Raw genomic sequence first — 14,988 nt, 5'->3', positions numbered from 1 at the left:
TGTCTCAGACCCGCCATGCGGCCCCTCCCCCCGTATCAGCCAGTGATACGGACCCCCTAAGTTGACCCTGACCGTTGGCGTTCAACCGGTTACTCAGCGGGAATGTGCTCCGTACGGGGACACGGAGAATCAGGAGGGGACACGGCTGTGACCGAGCCGCACGATGGCGACCCACCCCCGGGCCTCGATCTGACCACCGCCGAATGGGGCATGTGGCAGGCGTTCCGCAATGGCAGCACCCATGATCTGCGCACGTCCCACCCGCAGCGGAACGACCCCTCCGGCCCGTACGCCTGGGGACCGGAGCGCAGTGTCCGCGCGCGTGTCGTGGCCCTCCTGCTGCTGGACGGGCCGCCCGCGCAGCCGGGCCGGGTCGCGGCGCTGAAGCTCAACGGGGTGCACATCACCGGCACGCTCGATCTGGCCGGCGGAAACATCGAGCCCTATGTGGAGCTCAAGAACTGCCGCTTCGAGCGGGAGGTGCTGGTCCCCGAGGCGCAGTTCACCACCCTGCGCCTGGTGGGCTGCTCCCTCCCCCGGCTGGAGGCGGCCCGGCTGCGCACCGAGGGCGATCTGCATCTGCCGCGCTGTGTCGTCGAGCACGGCATCCGGCTCACCGACGCCCATATCGGCACCGATTTACTCCTCAACCAGCTCATCGTGCGCCGTGACCGCCGGGGCATGTCGATCAGCGCCGACGGGCTGACCGTCGCCCAGGACTTCCAGGCCGACATGATCGAGTCGTACGGCGAGCTGAGCCTGCGGGGGGCGCAGATCGGCGTGTCGCTCAGCCTGCGCGGCAGCCGGCTGCGCAACCCTTACGGCCGCCGGGCGCTGAACGCGCCGCAGCTGACCGTGGAGCGCAGCCTCTACCTCACCGCGGGCGGGGTGAGCACCTACTCCAGCGGCTCCACCCCGCCGTACGGCACCGCCTCCACCCCCACCCGCGGCACCCGGATCCAGCGCTTCGAGTGCGAGGGCGGGATCCGGCTGGACGACGGGCGGATCGGCGACGCGATCGACTTCGACCAGGCCCGCTTCATCATGGAGAACGACCAGGAGCTGTCGCTGCGCCGGGTCCAGACGCCCGAGCTGCGCTTCCTCGGGGAGCGGCCGCAGCGCGGACGGGTGATCCTCTCCGGCGCCCGGGTGGTCAATCTTGTCGACAAGTCGGTGAGCTGGCCGGGGCCCGGCGGGCTGACCATGGCCGGGTTCAGCTATGAGTGCCTGATCCCGCGCGGCCACTTCCCGCTGGCCAGGCGGCTGGAGTGGGTGGCCGCCGCCACGCCCGAGTACGCGCCCGAGCCGTACGAGATGCTGGCCAACACGATGCGGGCCAGCGGCGAGGACGCCGACGCGCGCGAGGTGCAGCTCGCCAAGCAGCGTCGCCGCCGGGAGACGCTGCCGCTGGCCGGGAAGGTGTGGGGCTATCTCCAGGACTGGACGGTGGCCTACGGCTACCGTCCGGGCCGGGCTGCGGTGTGGATGGCGGTGCTGTGGGCGGTCGGCTCGGTGTTCTTCGCCCACAACCGGCCGGAGGCGCTGAAGCCGGATGAATCGCCGAACTGGAACGCCTCGCTGTACACGCTCGATCTGCTGATCCCGGTCATCGATCTGGGCATGGACGGCTACTGGAAACCCCAGGGCGCCGTCCAATGGGCGTCCATCATCATGATCCTTCTGGGCTGGGTGCTGGCCACCGCGGTCGCCGCCGGCGCGTCCCGGCTGCTGCGGCGCCAGTGACCGCTGCCCCGGCACCAGTGAAAGGGAACGCGCGGGGCCATTAGGCTTACGCCCCGTGACCTCCGCGCGCCTTCCGCTCTTCCCGCTGAACACGGTGCTGTTCCCGGGGCTCGTCATGCCCCTGAACGTCTTCGAGCAGCGGTATCGCTCCCTGATGCGCGATCTGTCGGCGCTTCCCGAGGACGCGCCCCGCCGGTTCGGGGTGATCGCGATCAGGGACGGCCATGAGGTCGCGCCGAGCGCGATCGGCCTCCCGGACACCCACACGATGCCCGACCCCGGCCCCGCGGCCGGGTTCGGCCCCGACCCCGCCAAGTCCTTCTACTCCGTGGGGTGCGTCGCGGACGCGGCCACCATCCGGGAGCAGGAGGACGGCACCTTCGAGGTGCTGGCCACCGGCACCACCCGCTTCGAGCTGGTCTCCGTGGACTCCTCGGGCCCGTATCTGACGGCCGAGGTCAAGGAGCTGGCGGAGGAGCAGGGCGAGGGCGCCGGGGCGCTGGCCTCGGGGGTCGTACGGGCCTTCCGCCTGTACCAGAAGCGGCTCGCGGGGGCCCGGGAGCGGACCCTGGCGGCCGAGCAGGACCTGCCGGGCGAGCCGTCCGTCCTCTCCTACCTGGTGGCGGCCGCGGCCGTGCTCGACACGCCCGCGAAGCAGCGGCTGCTGCAGGCACCGGACACCGCGAGCCGGCTGGCCGACGAGCTGAAACTCCTTCGCGCCGAGAGCGCGGTCATCGGTAAGCTCCCGTCGCTCCCCGCCGTCGATCTGACCCGCGGTCCCACCAGCCCCAACTGACGCGGACGAACATGCCGAAGAAGACCAGGAAGAACTCGGCGGGCACCCCCGCCACCACCGCCCTCACCGCCGCGGGCACGGACTTCACCGTGCACTCCTACGAGCACGACCCGGCGGCCCCGTCCTACGGCGAGGAGGCCGCCCAGGCGCTCGGCGTCGCACCGGAGCGGGTCTTCAAGACCCTCGTGGCGAGCGTCGACGACCGCCTTACGGTCGCCATCGTGCCCGTCTCTGCCACGCTCGACCTCAAGGCGCTCGCCTCGGCGGTCGGCGGCAAGCGCGCCACGATGGCGGACCCGGCGGTGGCCGAGCGCACCACGGGCTACGTACGGGGCGGGATCTCCCCACTCGGCCAGCGCAAGCGCCTCCCGACGGCCCTGGACGCCTCGGCCGACGACCACGAGACGATCTGCGTCTCGGCGGGCCGCCGCGGCCTGGAGGTCGAGCTGTCCCCCAAGGACCTGGCGTCGCTGACGGCCGCGGTGGTGGCCCCGATCGCCCGCGCGTAGCCGCGCCGGCGGCCTCGGCCGCCCACCGACAGCTCTCGCGCGACACCCCAGCGACGGGAGGCCCAGCGCCCCGCCCATGGCCCGCGTGGCGGGGCCGAGCGGCTGAGGCGGACCCTGCGGGGTGCCGGGCGGACGTCCGCGCGGCGGAGCCGCGTGACAAGGCTCCGCCTCTGGACCGCCGGGGCCGACGAGTCGGCCGCCGCCGCCGTGAACGCCCACACCGGCGAGCCGACCGCCATCGGCACGCCGACGCGGCGGATGACCGGGCGGACGTCCGCGCGGCGGATGGCCAGACGGACGTCCGCGCGGCGGATGACCGGGCGGACGTCCGCTCATCTCCGGGCCGTCCAGCCGGGGGCCGGAGCGGAGCCCCGGTTGGGGGAAGGGGCGGGGAGGGGCACAGCCCGCCCGCGGGCGGCGAGACCGCCGGACATCCCCTGGCCGCTGCTAGCGCGCCTGCGGGGCGGGCTCCGGGTCCCTCGGGCCGAAGAGCCCGGTCAGCGCCAAGTGGATCACCATCGCCGACACCGACCACGCCAGCAGCGCGCCCTTCGCGCCCAGCTTGAGCGGCCCGTCGAAGGTGACGCCCTTACCGGCAGCCTTGGCGTGCGCCACGACGTCCGACGTGGGCCCCAGCCATACGCCCAGCCGCCAGGCGATCACCGAGGCGAGCACCCCACCGACCGCCAGCCCGACGACCAGCGCGATACCGCCGTGGCGGAAGAGCAGAAAGACAACGATGGCCGAGACGGCGCCGAAGGCGAGGCCGAGCAGCGTGAACATGCCGTCCGCGCCGATCGCGTCCTCCCCTTCCGAGTTCTTCAGATAGACGGCCGAACCGTCCGAGACCAGGGGAACCTTCGGCGCCAACCACAGCCACAGCAGCCCGAGAAGCACCCCGGAGACCGCCACCGCGATGGCGACCAGGGACGCCTGCACCAGTTCGGCACGCAACTCGGGCCCGGGCTCGGAGTGCTCGGAGAACTCCGCGTGCTCATCGGAGTGCTCAGCGTGCTCGGCGTGCTCCGGATGCCCCGAAGCCTGCCCCGGGTGCGCGGGATACCCGGTGGGGTACGGCGCAGCGGAGTCCCCGGCAGACTGCTCGTGGGACGGCGGCCGGCCCTCTGCGGGCTCGTCGTGCGGCGAGTGCTGATCATGCGGCGTCAACGGTGCGGTCACCCCGTCATCGTGCCAGGCGGACGGCGTACTTCGGTCGGCGGGACGTTCGCTGCGGCGCGTCACCGCACCGCCGCCCGCCGATAGGCCCAGGTCGCGGCGGCGAGGGACACCACGGCCACCCCGGCGCACACCCCGAGGTCGGCGCAGACCACCCACCAGTCGGGCTGCCCGTCGAAGGACCGGGCCAAGGCCTCCACACCGTACGTCGAGGGCAGCAGATCGCGCGCGTACGACACCACCTGCGGCATCCGGGCCGCGGGCAGCACGCCGAGCAGCAGCGCGGCGGACATCCCCAACTGCCCGCACAGCGTGGCGAGTTCCTGGCGCGGGGCGAGCAGCCCCAGCGCGGCGCCGAGTCCGGCGAGGGCGGCGCCGGACAGGGGGATCACGGCGAGGAGGATCCACAGGTTCGTCATGGGCAGTTGGAAGAGCACACTGCCCATGACCGCGGTGACGGCGGTCCCGGGCACGGTGAAGGAGGCGTACGCGGCGGCCGCCCCGAGCACCACGGCCGAGGGCGGCACCGGCAGGGTCGCGTAGTGGTCGAGACCGCCGCTGGCCCGCAGCTGCCCGAAGTACTGCGCGAGCAGGTTGAGCGCCACGAAGGCGACGACCAGCACGCTCGACCCGGCCACCACCGCCCGCGCCTCGCTTCCGCCGTCCACCACCCCGCGCATCAGGATCATGATCCCGATGGACTGGAAGGTGGCCACGAAGAGCAGCGGGATCCGGGCCACCCGGGCCCGTGAGAGCTGGGCGCGGTAGACCGCGACGAGCGCGGGGAAGAGCCGCGCCCGGGCCGCCAGCGGCGCGGGCATGTCACCGGCGTCACCGGCGTCACCGGCGTCACCGGACGCCCCCGAGGTACCGGACGCACCGGAGACACCGGACGCCCCCGAGGTACCGGAGACACCGGACGCACCGGACGGCCCAGCAGACGCACCGGACACACCAGGCACACCAGCGGCCCCGGACACACCGGATACACCGGGCACGGCGGGCATGACACTCACGTTGTGCTGCTCCTCTTCGCCTCTTACGGCCTGAATACGGTCACGGTCACCGACGCGTTCACCGGCTCGCCCCGGCGGTCACGCCTTCACCAGCCCCTCCGCGCCCTCGGCACGGCCCCCCAGGGCGATGTACACATCCTCCAGGCTCGGCGTGGCAAGGGTGAAATCGTCCAGCGCGGCGAAGGCGGGGCCGCCGGTCACGGTGGCGATGGCGGCACGCGCGTGGTCCGGCGGCAGCCGGAGCGTCCAGCGCCGCCCGGAGGCGCCGTCGGCGGCCCGGGCCGCCTCGGCGGTCTGCCACAGGGCGGCGACCTCCGGCACCTCCAGCGGCGGCTCGGTGCGCCACACCAGCTCCAGCCGCACCTCGTCGGCCACCAGCGCCTTGAGCCCGGCGGGCGTGTCACAGGCGATGACCCGGCCGCGGTCCAGCACGGCGACCCGGTCCAGCACCGTCTCCGCCTCGATCACATTGTGGGTGACCAGCACCACCGTCACCCCGCGCTCGGCCCGCCGCCGGTCCACGGCCGCCCATACGGCGCGCCGGGCGACCGGGTCCATCCCGCTGGTGGGCTCGTCCAGCACCAGCAGCGGCCGCTCCCCCACCAGCGCGGCGGCGACGCAGGCCAGCCGCCGCTGGCCCCCGGAGAGCTTCTTCAGCGGGCGTCCGGCGACCTCCCCGAGCCCCAGCTCCTCGATCACCGCGTCCCGCTCGGCACGGGCCGCGCGGGTCTCCAGGCCGCGCAGCCGCGCGGTGGTCTCGGCGGCGAGGGAGACGGTCAGCTCGTCCAGCGCGGTCGAGTCCTGGCCGAGATAGCCCAGCAGCCGGGCGGCGCGCTCGGGGTGGCGTACGAGATCGTGGCCGAGCACCCGCACCTGGCCCTCGTCGGGCCGCAGCAGGCCGGTGAGCTGCCGTACGAGGGTGGACTTGCCGGCGCCGTTGGGCCCGAGCAGCCCGAAGACCTCGCCGCGCACCACATCGAGGTCGATGCCGTCGCTGGCCCGGACGGCGGGCGTGGCGGGCGCGCCGCGCCGGCCGCGCGCCGCGGGATAGGTCTTGACCAGGCCGCGCACGGTGCACACCACATCGCCGCTCGTCGCCTGTTTCGCGCCCGTCCTCACGAGCTATGAGGGTACGCGCCCAAACACCCGCTCCCGTCCCCGGGGCCCTCGGGGCGCGGTCCGCGAGACAGGGCCGACCCGCGGCCCACGGGGTGTCCGGCGGGTCTTTTCCCCTCCCCGCCCCTTCCCGATACCAGGGGCGTCGCCCCTGGACCCCGGGCCCTGGGGCGAGGCCCCGGAACCCCGGCCCGGGGCACAAAGCCCGGTCCAGGAGCCCTGGGACGAAGCCCAGCCACGCGGCGGAACCGCATATCGACACCGCGGGAAGGGGCGGAGCCCCGACCCGGGGCCTGGCACAAAGCCCCGGTCCAGGGGCCCTCGGGGAGAGCCCCACCACGCGGCGGAGCCGCATGTCGATGCTGTGGGAAGGGGCGGGGCGGGGAACAGCCCGCCGCAGGCGGCACGATCCGCCGGGCGGCCCCTACCCCCCGGTCTGGACGTGCTCCGCCGCCGAGCGGAGGTCGATCTCGCGCCAGAAGCCCGCCCGGATCGCATAGCGGTCGTGCTCGTCGATCTGGTCGTCCTTGTGGGCCAGCAGCCCGAAGCGGGCCGCGTAGCGCAGCAGTTCGCCGTCGATGCGGTGCGGGATGCGGGGGTACTCCGTGGAGAGCTGCTGGAGGTGGCCCGAATCGGCGAGCCGGTCGGTCCAGCGGCGGGCGAAGACCTGGCCGACCTCGAACGGGTCGCCGCTGACCGCGGTGATGTCCTCCTCGCGGTCGGCCCAGCGCTGCTCGGCGCTGGTGAGCTGGGCCAGCATGGGGAGGTTGGCGGTCTCCGGCGGCTCCCCCACCCCGGAGCCGGGACCCCGGTCGACCCAGCCCTTGTCGGAGGACCAGCGCAGCGTGGCGCCGGCCGACTGCCGGTCCGCCTGGCCGCCTGGCCCGGCCGGGCCGCGACCCAGGCCGGCGAGGTCCTTGGGGGTGGGCACCCCCTTGGCCGCGGCCCCTGCCGCGACGTCCGCGCCCGCCCCGGCGGCCGCGGCGGCGGGACGGCCGGGGGCGTCGGCCGGGCCGGCCACGTCGGTGCCGGGCCGGGCGGCGCCGTTACGGCCGGGGGCCGCCTCCGCCGCGCCGGGCGCCGCCGCCGCGGCGGCAGCAGCGGCGGCCGTGGCGGTCTCCGGCAGCGGGGCGGAGAGAATGGCCGCGATCTCCGGGCGCGGCTCGGAGACGGGCGCACAGGGCCCGGGAAGCTCCTTGGCGCGCACCGCCCGGGTGATCCAGGCGCGGTCCAGGACGCGGCGCTCATCGGCCTCGGCCACGAGGTCCTCGGACTGGTTGTAGTCGCCGTCGGCGGCCTGCACCGCCCAGAGGTGCACGGCGACGCCGTGCTCCTTGGCGGACATCAGCCCGGGCAGCAGATCCCCGTCGCCGGTGACGAGGACGATGTCGGAGCAGGCCCGGTTGCGGGCGAGCTCGGTCAGCTCGGCGTGCATCGCGGCGTCCACGCCCTTCTGGGCCCAGCGGCCGTCGCTGCGGGTGAGCGCGCCGAGCCGCACGGTCACCCGGGGCATCACGCGCAGCCGCCGGTGCTCGGGCTGCGGTACGCGATCGGGGGCGCCGTCGAACCAGTAGATCCGCAGCAGCGGGCGCTCGGTCTCGGCCTCGGCCCGCTCCCGCAGGCCCTGGATGAGGGTCGCGTGGTCGACGGAGATGCGCGATCGGGCGGGCTCCCCGGCCAGCAGGCTCGCGGCGGCGCCCAGCAGGTACCCGGCGTCCACCAGGACGACGCAGCGGTCCACGTTCCACCCTCTTCCCTGACGAATCCAGTCCTCGGTCGCCCCCCGCGCACAGCCGTCCCCGGATGTGGCCTTTCCGCTTTACTTCGAGTCTGCCCGACCGTGCGGGGGTTATCAGTCCGAACTGGATCACCGGCGTGGCGGATACGGCTTACCCGCCAAGACCCTCCTTCTCACTCACCGTAATTGCCCGAAATGCACGGGTCACCGTGGCATGTCACTGTTCTTCCCGAAGGGCTTCTCCCCGAGAGCTTCTCCCGGGGGCCCTTCACCGGGGGGCTGATCCCAACTGGAGGAACACCACCATGGGCAAGAACAAGAACCGCGATCGCAAGCAGCAGCAGGAGCGGCGTCAGGAGCACGGCATGGCCGACCGCCCCGCCGACCAGCAGTCCTCGGTGGACGGGCAGTCGCAGGCGATGCGGTCGGAGGGCAGCCCCTCGACGCCGCGCAAGGACCGGCAGAAGAGCTTCGGCCACAACTGACGCACCGCGCACCGGCGCTGGGCCACCGCGGTGGCGGGGCGCGCGACACGGCCCCAAGGGGCGCGCCCGACACGGGCGCGCCCCTTGGGCGTTTTGTGCGTTCTCGCCGGTCGCCGCTTTCGTCGGAGCCGGATGGCCTCTGCTTCCGCCAGGCCGGGCGGCCGCCGTTCGTCAGGGCCGGGCGGTCACCCGGCCAGGCAGGACGCCCCCAACAGCACCTTGAGATCACCGAAGAGCGCCGGGTCGGCGGTGACACGGTGCCGGTCGAGCCGCAGCACGGTGGTCTTCCGCGCCCCCTGGAGCTTGATCCGCACCTCGGTGGAGCCCCGGTGGTGGGTGAGCACCTCGCCCAGCTTCTCGACCAGCGGCGGGGTGACCTTGACCGTGGGAATGGTGATCGTCACGGGCGCGTTGGCGCCCGCCTCGGACAGATCGGGGACCATCAGCTCCATGGCGACCAGCCGGGGCACGTCCTCGCGCTTGTCCAGCCGCCCCTTGACGAAGACGACCACGTCCTCGATGAGCTGGGTGGAGACGAGCTGATAGGTGGCCGGGAAGAACATGCACTCGATGGAGCCGGCCAGGTCCTCCACGGTGGCGATGGCCCAGGCGTTGCCCTGTTTGGTCATCTTGCGCTGGAGGCCGGAGATGATGCCGCCGATGGTGACGATCGCGCCGTCCGCGTGTTCGCCGCCGGTGAGCGCGGAGATCGCGGCGTCCGCCTTCTCGTTCAGCACATGCTCGATGCCGAACAGCGGATGGTCGGAGACATACAGGCCCAGCATCTCCCGCTCCTGGGCCAGCAGATAGGTCTTGTCCCATTCGACGTCCGAGAACTCGACGTCGAGGCCGAAGCCCGGCCCGTCGCCGTCCCCGCCGTCGCCGCCCATGCCGCCGAAGAGGTCGAACTGCCCCTCGGCCTCCTTGCGCTTGACGGCGACAACATTGTCGATCAGCGCCTCGTAGTGCGCCGTGAGCCCCTTACGGGTGTGGCCCATCTCGTCGAAGGCGCCCGCCTTGATCAGCGATTCGGTGGTGCGCTTGTTGCAGACGACCGCCTCGACCTTGTCCAGGTAGTCCGGGAACGAGGCGTACTTCCCCTTGGCCTTACGGCCGCGGATGATCGCCTCCACCACGTTCTGACCGACGTTACGGACCGCCGTGAGACCGAAGAGGATCACATCGTCACCCTGGGCGGTGAAGTTGGCCTCGGACTCATTGACGTTCGGCGGCAGCACCTTGATGCCCATGCGGCGGCATTCGTTCAGATAGACCGCCGACTTGTCCTTGTCGTCGCGGACCGAGGTGAGCAGCGCCGCCATGTACTCGGCCGGGTAGTTGGCCTTGAGGTACGCGGTCCAGTAGGTGACCAGGCCGTACGCGGAGGAGTGCGCCTTGTTGAACGCGTATCCGGCGAACGGGACCAGCACGTCCCACACCGCCTGGATGGCCTCGTCGGAGTAGCCGCGCTCGCGGCAGCCCTTCTGGAAGGGCACGAACTCCTTGTCGAGGACCTCCTGCTTCTTCTTGCCCATCGCGCGGCGCAGCAGGTCGGCCTGTCCGAGCGAGTACCCCGCGAGCACCTGGGCGGCCTTCTGCACCTGCTCCTGGTACACGATGAGGCCGTAGGTGATGCCCAGGACCTCCTTGAGCGGCTCCTCCAGCTCGGGGTGGATCGGGGTGATCTCCTGCTGGCCGTTCTTCCGCAGCGCGTAGTTGATGTGCGAGTTCATGCCCATCGGGCCCGGCCGGTAGAGGGCCGAGACGGCGGAAATGTCCTCGAAGTGGTCGGGCTTCATCATGCGCAGCAGGGAGCGCATCGGGCCGCCGTCGAACTGGAAGACGCCCAGGGTGTCACCGCGGCAGAGGAGTTCGAAGGTCTTGGGGTCGTCCAGGGACAGATCGAGCATCTTCAGGTCGACGCCCTTGTTGGCGCGCACCATCTTGACGGCGTCGTCCATGATGGTGAGGTTGCGCAGCCCCAGGAAGTCCATCTTCAGCAGGCCGAGGGACTCACAGGTGGGGTAGTCCCACTGGGTCACGACCTGGCCGTCGTTCTTCGGCGAGAAGACGGGCACATGGTCGGTCACCGTCTCGCTGGACATGATCACACCGGCGGCGTGCACGCCCATCTGCCGGACCAGGCCCTCGATTCCGCGCGCGGTGTCGATGACCTTCTTCACATCCGGCTCGTTCTCATACATCCCGCGCACCTCGCCCGCCTCGCTGTAGCGGGGGTGCTTCTCGTCGGTGATGCCGGAGAGCGGGATGCCCTTGCCGAGGACGTCGGCGGGCATGGCCTTGGTGATGCGGTCGCCCATCGCGTACGGATAGCCGAGCACCCGGGCGGAGTCCTTGATGGCGTTCTTGGCCTTGATGGTGCCGTAGGTGCCGATCTGGGCGACCTTGTCGGCACCGTATTTCTCGGTCACGTACCGGATGACCTCGCCGCGCCTGCGCTCGTCGAAGTCGATGTCGACATCGGGCATGGACACGCGCTCGGGGTTGAGGAACCGCTCGAAGATCAGCCCGTGCTCGACCGGATCGAGGTCGGTGATGCCCAGGGCGTACGAGACGATCGAACCGGCCGCGGAGCCTCGGCCGGGGCCCACCGCGATGCCGTTGTTCTTGGCCCACATGATGAAGTCCGCGACCACGAGGAAGTAGCCCGGGAACCCCATCTGGATGATGACGTCCATCTCGTACTCGGCGAGCTTCTGCCGGTCCTCGGGGACGCCGCCGGGGAAGCGCTGGGCCATCCCCTTGCGGACCTCCTCCTGGAACCAGGTGACCTCGGTGTACCCCTCGGGCACGTCGAACCGGGGCATCAGGTCGCGCTTTTCGAACCAGCCGGTGTTGTCGATCTGCTCGGCCACCAGGAGGGTGTTGCGGCACCCCTCCTGCCAGGCGTCCGAGGAGTCGATGGCGTACATCTCGTCCGTGGACTTGAGGTAATAGCCGGTGCCGTCGAAGCGGAACCGGTCCGGGTCGGAGAGGTTCTTGCCGGTCTGGACGCATAGCAGCGCGTCGTGCGCCACGGACTCGCGGGAGTAGGTGTAGTGCGAGTCATTGGTGACCAGCGGCGGGATGTCCAGCTTCTTGCCGATCTCCAGCAGCCCGTCCCGGACCCGGCGCTCGATCTCGATGCCGTGGTCCATCAGCTCCAGGAAGTACCGGTCCTTGCCGAAGATGTCCTGGTACTCGGAGGCGGCCTTCAGCGCCTCGTCGAACTGGCCGAGCCGCAGCCGGGTCTGGAGCTCGCCCGAGGGGCAGCCGGTGGAGGCGATCAGGCCCTCGGACCACTGGGCGATGGTCTCCTTGTCCATCCGCGGCCACTTGACGAAGTAGCCCTCCATATAGGCGTCCGAGGAGAGCCGGAAGAGGTTGTGCAGACCGGTCTTGTTCGACGCCCAGATGGTCTTGTGGGTGTAACCACCGGAACCGGAGACGTCATCGCGCTTCTGGTGCGGCTGGCCCCACTGCACCCGGCGCTTGTAGCGCCGCGACTCGGGGGCCACATACGCCTCGATGCCGATGATCGGGGTGACCCCCGCGCCCGTCGCCTGCTGGTAGAAGTCATACGCGCCGTGGAGGTTGCCATGGTCGGTCATGGCGATGTGGGTCATGCCCATCTCATTGCACGCGTTGAACATGTCCTTGAGCCGCGCCGCACCGTCCAGCAGCGAGTACTGGGTATGGACATGCAGGTGCGTGAAGGGCGGCTTGGTCACGGTGGAAGACCTCCGGCGAACAATCGATGACGGCAGGGCGAGACAGCTCCGAAGGTTACCCCTCCGCACTGACAAGAGCCGGGCACTCGCGAGTAGCCTCGGGCGTTGATCCCGACGGGTCATCCGGTCTTCCCGCGCGCCCGGCGGGACGGAACATACCCTGTCGTATCTGCCCCACCGATCATCTCTCTCATGCCCCAGGAGGCGTTCCGCGATGTCGACCCAGCAGACCCAGGCGGAACAGCGCGGCGAGCACATCCTCGCCGTTTTCGACACCGCCTTCGGCGAGCTGCTCGCCGCCGACCCGGCCGCCTTCCGCGTCAAGTTCCGGAAGATGGCGGCCTCGGCGTTCGCGTTCTACCGCGGCACCGCCTGCCTGTTCTATTCCGATGTGGAGCGGGAGCGCTCCGGTGGGCCGTACCTGGACGACCGCACCAGCCGGGTGTGGATCCACGGCGACCTCCACGCCGAGAACTTCGGCACCTACATGGACGCCAACGGCCGGCTGATCTTCAATGTGAACGACTTCGACGAGGCGTACGTCGGCCCCTTCACCTGGGACCTCAAGCGCTTCGCCGCCTCCGTGGCGCTCATCGGCTACACCAAGGCGCTCAGCGACGAGAAGATCACCGAGCTGGTGCGGACGTACGCCGGCGCCTACCGCGAGCGCATCCACGCCCTGGCCACCGGCGCCAAGAACGACGAGGTGCCGCCCTTCACCCTGGAGACCGCGGAGGGCCCGCTGCTGGACGCGCTGCGTGACGCCCGCTCGCTGACCCGCTTCGGGCTGCTGGACTCGATGACCGAGATCCGCGACTTCGAGCGCCGCTTCGCGGCCGGCGGCGGGTCCATCGAGCTGGACGCGGCCACCCGCTACAAGGTCCTGGCCGCCTTCGACGGCTATCTGGAGACGCTCCCCGAGTCCAGTCTCTCGCGCCCGGACTCCTACCGCGTCAAGGACGTGGTGGGCCGCCGGGGCATCGGCATCGGCAGCGCCGGGCTCCCCTCGTACAACATCCTTCTGGAGGGCAACAGCGACGCCCTGGAGAACGATGTGGTGATCTACATGAAGCAGGGGCAGACCCCGGCGGTCTCCCGGCACATCACCGATGAGCGGGTGCGGGCGTACTTCCACCACGAGGGCCACCGCACGGTGATCTCCCAGCGTGCGCTCCAGGCCCACGCCGACCCGTGGCTGGGCTGGACCGAGCTGGACGGGGCGGGACAGCTGGTCGCCGAGGTGTCGCCGTACGCGGTGGACCTGGACTGGTCCGACATCGACGACCCGGCCGAGATCGCGGCGGTCGTGGCCGACCTGGGCCGGGCCACGGCCACCATGCACGCGGCCGCGGACGACCAGAGCGGCCACTCGCTGGTGCCGTTCTCCACCGAGCGCGCCATCGACGCGGTGATCGCCGCCGACGAGGACGGCTTCGCCGACCTCCTGGTGGACTTCGCGCACTCTTACGGCGCCCGCGCCCGCGCCGACCACCAGATCTTCGTGGACCTCTTCCGCAACGGCCGGATCCCCGGCCTCTGATCGCCTCCCCGGGGGCGCCCGTCCCCCGGGGTCGTTGATCGCCACCCCGGCCATGGCCGGGATGCGCTCGTCCCCCTATCGTTGACGGTCATGTGGCCTGGACAGCAGCCGCCGGGGGGCGAGCGAGACCCGCAGCAGAATCCGTACCAGCAGCCGGGTCATCCGCCGCCCCCGGATCAGCCTCCGGGCTTCCCGCCCGCTCCCCCGCCGCCCCAGGGCCCACCGCCCGGCCCGGGTGGCGGGCCCTGGGGCGGCGCCCCAGGGCCCTGGGGCGGCGTCCCCGACCCGGCGGACCGACAGCGCAAAGCCGGCCTTACGGCCGTCATCGCGGTGACGGTGGCCGCCGCGGTGGTCGCGGGCGTGCTCGTGTTCACGGATGACGACAAGGGTTCCCGGGGCGGCTCGCCGGACGATGTCGCCCAGGGCCCGCCGGGAGTGCCGGGGCCGGGCGGTTCCGGCGGCTCCGAGGGCCCGGACGGCTCAGGTGGTGGCTCACAGGGCCCGGGAAACCTGGTCACGCCCGCCCACAGCTCCGGTCCGAGCGGCACCACCGTGGTGATCGGCGAGGCCGACGCGGGACACACCCTCGATGTCTACGAGGACGTGCGCTGCCCGCCGTGCGCCTCCTTCGACCAGGCGGTCGGACCGACCATCGCCAAGGACATCGAGGCCGGCAAGTACAAGGTCTCGTTCCACTTCGCCGCCATCCTCGACAAGAACATGGGCGGCAGCGGCTCCGCGAACGCCCTGAGCGCCCTCGGGGCGGCGCTGGACGTGAGCCCCGACGCCTTCCTCGACTACAAGGCCGCCCTGATGTCGTCGAAGAACCACCCGGAGGAGAGCAAGGACTCCTACGCCGACGACGACCAGCTGCTGACCGTCTCCCAGGAGGTGTACGCGCTCAAGACGAACGCCTCCTTCCGGGAGGCTCTGCGCGCGGGCACCTACGACCCCTGGGCGAAGAAGATGATCGCCAGCTTCGACGCCTCCGGGGTGAACGGCACTCCCACCGTCAAGCTCGACGGCTCCCCGCTGACCGGCGGTGGCGGCTCCGCCCCCGCGACCGGGACGGAGTTCACGGAAGCGGTGGACAAGCAGCTCAAGGGGTGAACCGGCAGGTCAAACGGGTAGCCGGCCG

At 71.6% G+C, this 14,988-nt stretch carries 11 protein-coding genes; 6 read left to right on the top strand and 5 right to left on the bottom strand.

Annotation, left to right across the window (positions count from 1 at the left end; translation table 11 throughout):
* Window positions 1-147: 147 nt before the first annotated feature.
* Genes NP777_RS11530 through ybaK form a run of 3 tightly spaced genes read left to right on the top strand, consistent with a single transcriptional unit; the run spans window position 148 to window position 3,048 of the window.
* On the top strand, window positions 148-1,743 hold the full coding sequence (locus NP777_RS11530; RefSeq protein WP_256650022.1) for an oxidoreductase: 1,596 nt from the start codon (window positions 148-150) through the stop codon (window positions 1,741-1,743).
* A 55-nt stretch (window positions 1,744-1,798) separates the two neighbouring features.
* Window positions 1,799-2,539, top strand: coding sequence for an LON peptidase substrate-binding domain-containing protein (locus tag NP777_RS11525; RefSeq protein ID WP_256650021.1), 741 nt, complete (start codon window positions 1,799-1,801; stop codon window positions 2,537-2,539).
* Between the two features lie 11 nt (window positions 2,540-2,550).
* On the top strand, window positions 2,551-3,048 hold the full coding sequence (gene ybaK / locus NP777_RS11520) for a Cys-tRNA(Pro) deacylase (RefSeq protein WP_256650020.1): 498 nt from the start codon (window positions 2,551-2,553) through the stop codon (window positions 3,046-3,048).
* 447 nt (window positions 3,049-3,495) lie between these two features.
* On the opposite strand, the gene NP777_RS11515 is transcribed toward ybaK, so the two are convergent.
* From NP777_RS11515 to NP777_RS11495, 4 genes are all read right to left on the bottom strand, one after another.
* Window positions 3,496-4,227 (bottom strand): SLC41A family transporter, encoded by a 732-nt coding sequence (locus NP777_RS11515; RefSeq protein ID WP_256650019.1) that lies wholly within the window; start codon window positions 4,225-4,227, stop codon window positions 3,496-3,498.
* Between the two features lie 59 nt (window positions 4,228-4,286).
* Window positions 4,287-5,045, bottom strand: coding sequence for an ABC transporter permease (locus tag NP777_RS11510; protein ID WP_214669090.1), 759 nt, complete (start codon window positions 5,043-5,045; stop codon window positions 4,287-4,289).
* 273 nt (window positions 5,046-5,318) lie between these two features.
* Window positions 5,319-6,359, bottom strand: a complete 1,041-nt coding sequence (locus tag NP777_RS11500; RefSeq protein ID WP_256650018.1) for an ABC transporter ATP-binding protein — start codon at window positions 6,357-6,359, stop codon at window positions 5,319-5,321.
* Window positions 6,360-6,780: 421 nt separating this feature from the next.
* The gene (locus tag NP777_RS11495) at window positions 6,781-8,097 is read right to left on the bottom strand and encodes an NYN domain-containing protein (RefSeq protein ID WP_256650017.1); all 1,317 of its coding nucleotides are present in this window, start codon (window positions 8,095-8,097) and stop codon (window positions 6,781-6,783) included.
* 302 nt (window positions 8,098-8,399) lie between these two features.
* Here NP777_RS11495 and NP777_RS11490 point away from each other — a divergent pair, with 302 nt between their 5' ends.
* On the top strand, window positions 8,400-8,579 hold the full coding sequence (locus NP777_RS11490; RefSeq protein WP_256650016.1) for a hypothetical protein: 180 nt from the start codon (window positions 8,400-8,402) through the stop codon (window positions 8,577-8,579).
* A 185-nt stretch (window positions 8,580-8,764) separates the two neighbouring features.
* On the opposite strand, the gene dnaE is transcribed toward NP777_RS11490, so the two are convergent.
* Complete coding sequence (gene dnaE / locus NP777_RS11485) at window positions 8,765-12,310, bottom strand: DNA polymerase III subunit alpha (protein WP_256650015.1); 3,546 nt, start codon at window positions 12,308-12,310, stop codon at window positions 8,765-8,767.
* Between the two features lie 214 nt (window positions 12,311-12,524).
* Between dnaE and NP777_RS11480 the strand changes: the two genes are divergently transcribed.
* Both NP777_RS11480 and NP777_RS11475 read left to right on the top strand, forming a co-directional pair.
* A complete protein-coding gene (locus NP777_RS11480) occupies window positions 12,525-13,850 on the top strand; it encodes a DUF2252 domain-containing protein (protein WP_256650014.1) in 1,326 nt (441 codons plus the stop codon).
* Window positions 13,851-13,940: 90 nt separating this feature from the next.
* Window positions 13,941-14,960, top strand: a complete 1,020-nt coding sequence (locus NP777_RS11475) for a thioredoxin domain-containing protein (protein ID WP_256650013.1) — start codon at window positions 13,941-13,943, stop codon at window positions 14,958-14,960.
* Window positions 14,961-14,988 lie beyond the last annotated feature (28 nt).

This window comes from Streptomyces rugosispiralis, from assembly GCF_024505145.1.
Classification (GTDB): Bacteria; Actinomycetota; Actinomycetes; order Streptomycetales; family Streptomycetaceae; genus Streptomyces; species Streptomyces rugosispiralis.
This window is presented reverse-complemented; position numbering and strand designations above follow the sequence as displayed.